9 protein-coding genes and 1 pseudogene are annotated in these 6,016 nt (G+C 35.4%); 9 read left to right on the top strand and 1 reads right to left on the bottom strand.

Annotated features, from left to right (window positions below; translation table 11 throughout):
- Positions 1–195: 195 nt before the first annotated feature.
- On the bottom strand, positions 196–318 hold the full coding sequence (locus Q9Q35_RS00625) for a hypothetical protein (RefSeq protein WP_304651686.1): 123 nt from the start codon (positions 316–318) through the stop codon (positions 196–198).
- 187 nt (positions 319–505) lie between these two features.
- On the opposite strand from Q9Q35_RS00625, the gene Q9Q35_RS00620 reads away from it, so the two are divergent.
- The 9 genes and pseudogenes from Q9Q35_RS00620 to Q9Q35_RS00580 all read left to right on the top strand — a co-directional run.
- Positions 506–931 carry a helix-turn-helix domain-containing protein gene (locus Q9Q35_RS00620; RefSeq protein WP_304651685.1) on the top strand — a complete coding sequence of 142 codons (426 nt, stop codon included), beginning with the start codon at positions 506–508 and terminating at the stop codon, positions 929–931.
- Between the two features lie 13 nt (positions 932–944).
- Complete coding sequence (locus tag Q9Q35_RS00615; protein ID WP_304651684.1) at positions 945–1,373, top strand: ImmA/IrrE family metallo-endopeptidase; 429 nt, start codon at positions 945–947, stop codon at positions 1,371–1,373.
- 58 nt (positions 1,374–1,431) lie between these two features.
- Complete coding sequence (locus tag Q9Q35_RS00610) at positions 1,432–2,139, top strand: hypothetical protein (protein WP_304651683.1); 708 nt, start codon at positions 1,432–1,434, stop codon at positions 2,137–2,139.
- 108 nt (positions 2,140–2,247) lie between these two features.
- A complete protein-coding gene (locus Q9Q35_RS00605) occupies positions 2,248–2,850 on the top strand; it encodes a DUF3862 domain-containing protein (RefSeq protein ID WP_304651682.1) in 603 nt (200 codons plus the stop codon).
- A 199-nt stretch (positions 2,851–3,049) separates the two neighbouring features.
- Positions 3,050–3,974: pseudogene (rhuM, locus tag Q9Q35_RS00600) on the top strand (RhuM family protein).
- Between the two features lie 51 nt (positions 3,975–4,025).
- Positions 4,026–4,589: a hypothetical protein gene (locus Q9Q35_RS00595; RefSeq protein ID WP_304651681.1), complete on the top strand. Its 564-nt coding sequence runs from the start codon at positions 4,026–4,028 to the stop codon at positions 4,587–4,589.
- 61 nt (positions 4,590–4,650) lie between these two features.
- Complete coding sequence (locus Q9Q35_RS00590; protein WP_304651680.1) at positions 4,651–5,169, top strand: hypothetical protein; 519 nt, start codon at positions 4,651–4,653, stop codon at positions 5,167–5,169.
- A 23-nt stretch (positions 5,170–5,192) separates the two neighbouring features.
- On the top strand, positions 5,193–5,570 hold the full coding sequence (locus Q9Q35_RS00585; RefSeq protein ID WP_304651679.1) for a hypothetical protein: 378 nt from the start codon (positions 5,193–5,195) through the stop codon (positions 5,568–5,570).
- A gap of 146 nt (positions 5,571–5,716) precedes the next feature.
- On the top strand, positions 5,717–6,016 hold a 300-nt coding region (locus Q9Q35_RS00580; RefSeq protein ID WP_304651678.1), incomplete at its 3' end, for a hypothetical protein.

The following is a 6,016-nucleotide window of genomic DNA, read 5'->3' as shown; positions in this document are numbered from 1 at the left end:
TTTTAACTTGGTATCAAGCTCATCATTCCATTTAGAACGTGCCGTTTCTAAAGCTTTAGCTACTCGCTTATCCGTATAGCTATCCAAATCAGATTGCGACTCAAATGTTTTATACGGCTTTGCTTGTTCCTCTTCAGTTGCCGTTAGGTCTAATACTTCTTCATTATCCATGATGGCTCCTCCTGACTACACGATCTAGGCATAATAAAAGCGCCCACTCACAAGCAAAGCTAAATTCAATTCTTTTGCCATCATAGCTTGAGTGAGACCTAATTCTGTTCTTCGTTGTTTGATTAATTTCAAATTAACTTTAGGCATTCTGTTCCTCCCTCTCCTTAATAATTTGCGTTTTTCGCTCATCTTCATTTATTATATCGCCATGCGATTTACGCAAAGTAAAGCATTTTTTGCATTTTATTTATCTTTTTTTCGCAAAATATGTTATTGTTATTGCGTAAAAAACAATGCGAAATACGCAAATAACATGATTTAAGAGGTGAAAGACATGATTCAAGAAATATCATCTGACGATAGATTAAGAAACAACATCATCAATTTGAGAGAATCTAGAAACTTGTCACAAAGTGAGCTTGCAAAACTTATGGGAATACACAATTCATACATTAGTAAAATTGAAAGCGGTACTAGAAAAGTTTCTACGTCTGAGCTAAATAAGCTCGCAGCAATTTTCGATGTTTCTACTGACTATCTATTAGGCAGAAAAAAAACTAAAGATTCCAGTGAAGAACAAGAAACAAAAGACTTGAAAAAATTTCTTGAAGATAATTTGGATAATGGGATGACTTTTGGGGATGGAAAAGTCACACAAGAAGATAGAGAAAAGCTCGAGATAGCTTTAACTCAAATTTTCTATAGATATCATGATGAATTTAAGAAAAGGAAAGAAGAAAAAGGTGGATTTAAGTTTTAGGTGGTGTTTCGTTATGTGGAAATATAGGAAAATTTTAGAAAAAATTTACGATCAAACTGATACATATGATCCGCTTGAAATCGCAAAGTATTTTGATATTCCTATCAAGTATATAGATATGCTTAATCCTCTAGCGAAAACAATCTATCTTTACGACCAACCTGTAATACTCATGTCAGACAGCTTATATGAAAGCAACGCAAAATATTACGTTTGCGGACATGAGTTAGGACATATCTTCAAGCATACTGGTATCGCTTGTTCTTATGATAGTAACATGCATTTTAGATCTAGCATGGAACGTGAAGCTGATTTATTTAGTTTTGAGCTATGTAATTCTTTTTACTGTGAAGAAAATGGGGAATACGCTAGTGAGATAAAACAGCTAAATTATTCTTATGGCGTGCCAGAAAATTTTTATTTTGGTGAATCATTAACTTAAACACAGTCCAAATACTGATGACTTTAAAAGCTGGACTCTTAAATTGGGGGAAATTTTTATGTATTATTTTTTGGAAACTCTTTGTTATGTAGGCTTAATATCATTTGTTGTAGGACTTATTTGGCTAATATTCAATTTAACAAAAAACAGAAATTTTAGAATTCCTGTTTTGGTGATGCTATTTGGATTAGTATTCTTTTTGGGCGCCCCCGCTATTTATGCCTATAGAACAAATGCAAAAGAAGCGGCAGCTGAAGCTCAATCACGAAAAGAATCATCTGAACTCGATAGTCTATTATCCGATGATACAGACAGCTCATATGAAGACGATGACTCTTCATCTAGTTCAAGTGAAGAGTCAAGCTATACTTCACTTGATGAAGAAGATTCTAGTGAAAGTGAAGCTTCATCTGAGGTTACTACTGAAAATCCAGATATTACTACTCTATTTGATGTTAAAAACATGGATCAGTACACTAGTGGCGAACTAACAGGTAAAGCAGTATCCTTACATAATTTTCATATTGTAGACTCAGGTAACGGTAAAGATAAGTTAGGGGAATATCACTATCTATTATCTCCTAAAGATAGCAATGCTTTATTTCTAGTAGTTACAGATAAGAAATTGCACCCCGACAAAGATGGTCAGGTTACTTTAGATGGATTACTAAATGGTCTTGGCACTGTTAATTCTAGCCAAATCGGAGCAGGAATAAGCCGTATATATGAAGACAAGGATGCAATTTTATTTATATCAGATTTCTAAGAATAGGAATCTATGTACATCCCTGCTCTTAGTGACACGGTGTCCTGATGCTACTGTCCAAATACTGACGACGTTAAAAGCTGATTACACATAAAAAGGAGAATTACTATGTACAAAAAGAAATTATTATCTTTTGCTTTATTGGGAGTTTGTTCCATTGTTTTATCTGCTTGTGCCGGCTCGACTGATTCTAAAAAAGATACATCATCGAGTTCATCGAGTGCTAAAAATGAAGTTGTCTTGAAAAATACAGAACTTCGTAACAAATTTAATAGTATCAAAGTTGGCGATATTATGGATTCCGGAAATGGTGGTTCAACACTTGATGAAGTTAAAAAATCACTAGGTAAGCCTACAAAATTTCAAGGCACTTCCGCTAAAACTGGTACTTGGACTAAAAATGGAGTCACTATAATGCTTCACTTTGTAGACGATAAGGTTGTAACTAAGGATCTTAGCGGATTTAAATTTGGAAAACGTGAAGAAAAATTAACTTTAGATGCATTTAACCAGATCCAAACTGGTGCATCATACGATGAAATCATCAAAAATTACGGTGAGCCTGATAGTTTAAATGAACTGGTCATTAGTGGTGAAACAAAGATTACAGCTATTTGGTTAACTGGTATCAAAGGTAGTTCGTATGCTAATGCAACGCTCCAGTTTACTAATGGTCAATTAACATCTAAAACACAATCAGAACTAAAATAAATCAATTTACAGCCCGTCTCCATGGCGGTTTTATAAGACACAAAAAAGAATTATATCAATAATACGTCCAAACACTGATGACGTTAAAAGCTGATACATAGTTCTTGATTGAATTTTATTGCTGGGCATCTCTGAATAGCTTTTCAGGCTTAGCCATAGCACGGCGTCCCCTCATTAAATTTGGAAAGGAGTTACAATTATGTCCACCCTACCTACGAAGTTCCTAGTATATAAAACAGATGATAGCAATGTAACTATTGATGTTATTGTAGACCAAGGAACTATTTGGGCAAGTCAAAAATCTATCGCACAACTATTTGGAAAAAGTGTTTCCACTATCAACGAACACTTAAAACAAATCTATTCCACTGAGGAGCTTTCTCCGGAATCAACTATTCGGAAATTCCGAATAGTTCAAAATGAAGGTGGTCATGATGTAACTCGCAATATCAATTATTACAACCTTGATGCGATAATTTCTGTCGGCTATCGTGTTAACTCGATCCAAGCAACTCGTTTTCGTCAATGGGCTACCCAAACGCTTAAAGAATACATGATCAAGGGCTTTGTACTTGATGATGAACGACTAAAGCAAGGCGAAACGCTGTTAGGTAAAGACTATTTTGATGAACTTCTTGAACGTGTTAGATCCATCAGAGCTAGTGAGCGACGAATTTGGCAAAAGATCACTGATATTTTTGCTGAGATCAGTGTCGATTACGATAAAAACAGTCCTATCACACATAGATTCTATGCCAATGTTCAAAATAAGTTCCACTATGCTATTACTGATCAGACTGCAGCCGAGATAATCTATCACACTGCTGATCATAATAAAGAACACATGGGACTTACGACTTGGAAAAATGCTCCAGATGGCAGGATCCTTAAATCTGACACTAAGATCGCTAAAAACTATTTAGACGAAAAACAAATCAAACAGTTAGAAAGAAACGTTACTGGCTACTTTGATTACGTGGAATGAAGGACATGGCTCTATTTCTATGAAAGATGCTCAACAAAAAGCTTCAGATGAATATGATATCTTCAATAAGACACAGAAGATCACTTCTGATTTTGATAAGCAAATCAAAAATATGCTAGACGATCCTAATAGCGTGTAGTCCAAATACTGATGACGTTAAAAGCTGATACATATAGAAAGAATGATCAAATTGAATAAAATTACAAAATTGGCTGTTACTGCCCTACTAACAACATTTTTACTTGCTGGATGCACTAGCCAATCTGACGACAGCAAAGCAAGCTCCAGTAGTAAGGCTAGATCTGAAAAACTTGCAAAAGAATCATCAAAAAGAAAAGAAGAAAGTAAAAAGAAAGCTGAAAGCCAAAAAGCTGCCAGTGAGTCTGCTAAGGCTGAAAGTGAAGCACAAGTTGCATCTGAACAAGCTTCTAGCCAAATACAACAAAGCAGTGAACAAACTCAAGCCCAACAAACAGCCCCTGCGCAGCCTCAACAAAAAACTCAGAGTCAAATTAATATGGAACGTGGCTACGATTCTAAAGGTAATCCTGTAATGCCTGGTCAAGATCATGCTCCTGGTACTGATGTTTATGGCAATTCAGATTCTTGGGTTCAAGATCAAGTTGAGTGGGCTAAGCAAAATGGCTACCTAAATCAAGATGGTACACCAACAGAAAAGGGCCAACAAGCCAATGCAGAAGTCGAAGCAAATGCTAATTCTGATGATACTGGTAATACGAATAATGCATATTAAAAATAACACTCGTCCAAATACTGATGACGTTAAAAGCTGAAATGTATAGGAGGTGATACCAATGAATAAGAGACATATTACATCTGCTCTCTTGTGTTTAAGCCTATTGTCGCTTGCTGGTTGCTCTGATCAATCAAGTAATAAAGCTGATGCACTCAGTAGTAGCAAGGCTAAATCAGAACGGCTTGCCAAAGAATCCTCGAAGAAAAAAGCGTCTGAAAGTGAGCAACAAAAACGAGACAGCCAATCTCAAGCTGACAGTGCATCTATTGAACAAAATGAAATTGATGCCGATAATGCTTTTGCCGAGCTTGAGGCTACAACACAAGAAAGTTCATCTGCCACTGAATATCCAACTACTTCAGATAGTGATTCACAACAACAGCAGACAAGTTCTCAAACACTGAATGGTGAATTACCGCCGTTCGATGGTACGTTAACAGACTTTCTTAATAAATACGGGATGACCCCTGCTGCATACAAAGTTCAACATTTTGGCATGACTCCGATGGAAGCTCTGCAATCTACTCCAGATATTTTAGAAACTTCTGGAGAGATTCAGACCGAAGGCGGGTATTAACCAATGATTGTGAGGTTTTAAAATTGAATGATCAAAACAGCAATGAACCAAAGTTTTGGAAAGGCGATTCCGTAAAAGGATTTTCTTATGGGGCTTTCGCTGGTTTAATAACGGGTATTCTTAACATCAGCTTATGGAATATTCCACATTTAGGGTTTATCGTTTTTATTGCAATTTGGTTACTTATCGGTACTAACCCAACTTTCAAAGATAAACGATCACCAGAAGAAATCAAACGCGACAACGAACAACACCTTGAAAAAATGAAGGAAGAAAGAATTGCAAAAGCAAATGCTAAAGCTATCAAAAAGCAAGCTGCTACCGAGAAACTAGATATGCAACTCAAGAAAAACGAGCTCAAGTTACAGAAACAACAACAATTGGGAAAAGTAAAGAAGTAACAAATAATTTTTATGCTTGCATTCAAATGAACACTTGTAGAGTATTAATTTCAAAATTGATAAAAAAGTATTAGGATTTACAATTAGTAAGTTCTCGTTATGATGAAAACAAAAGTGAGAGGTCAAGTGGTGGTAAAGTGGTAAAAATGAGTAAGAATAAGAAAGTAATTATTGGAGTTTTAATTGCAGTATTGATTATAGTTATTGGAGTAGTTATTGTATATAAGTTAATTGAAAAAAGTGTTACCAATAGAGAAGATTTTAAGTTTAAAGTCCAAAATATTAATTTTGATTCTGTTGAAACTGTAAATAACGAACAGAACGAAAAGTCATTTTTCGGTAAAGTTATTGAAGCTGATGCTTCGTATATTATAGTAGAGCCAAATGAAGATGAAGAACAGTATCGCCACAACTACATTCTGGTCAACACTGGTGGTTTTGGCATC

It is taken from the genome of uncultured Ligilactobacillus sp., assembly GCF_948826705.1.
GTDB lineage: Bacteria > Bacillota > Bacilli > Lactobacillales > Lactobacillaceae > Ligilactobacillus.
Note: the sequence above shows the minus strand (reverse complement) of the source record. Positions and strands in the feature narration are given on the sequence as shown.

Bases quoted from the DNA above. Each gene is read 5' to 3' on its own strand.
- Q9Q35_RS00625 (WP_304651686.1), bottom strand. From the start codon at position 318: ATGCCTAAAGTTAATTTGAAATTAATCAAACAACGAAGAACAGAATTA.
- Q9Q35_RS00620 (WP_304651685.1), top strand. From the start codon at position 506: ATGATTCAAGAAATATCATCTGACGATAGATTAAGAAACAACATCATC.
- Q9Q35_RS00615 (WP_304651684.1), top strand. From the start codon at position 945: ATGTGGAAATATAGGAAAATTTTAGAAAAAATTTACGATCAAACTGAT.
- Q9Q35_RS00610 (WP_304651683.1), top strand. From the start codon at position 1,432: ATGTATTATTTTTTGGAAACTCTTTGTTATGTAGGCTTAATATCATTT.
- Q9Q35_RS00605 (WP_304651682.1), top strand. From the start codon at position 2,248: ATGTACAAAAAGAAATTATTATCTTTTGCTTTATTGGGAGTTTGTTCC.
- Q9Q35_RS00590 (WP_304651680.1), top strand. From the start codon at position 4,651: ATGAATAAGAGACATATTACATCTGCTCTCTTGTGTTTAAGCCTATTG.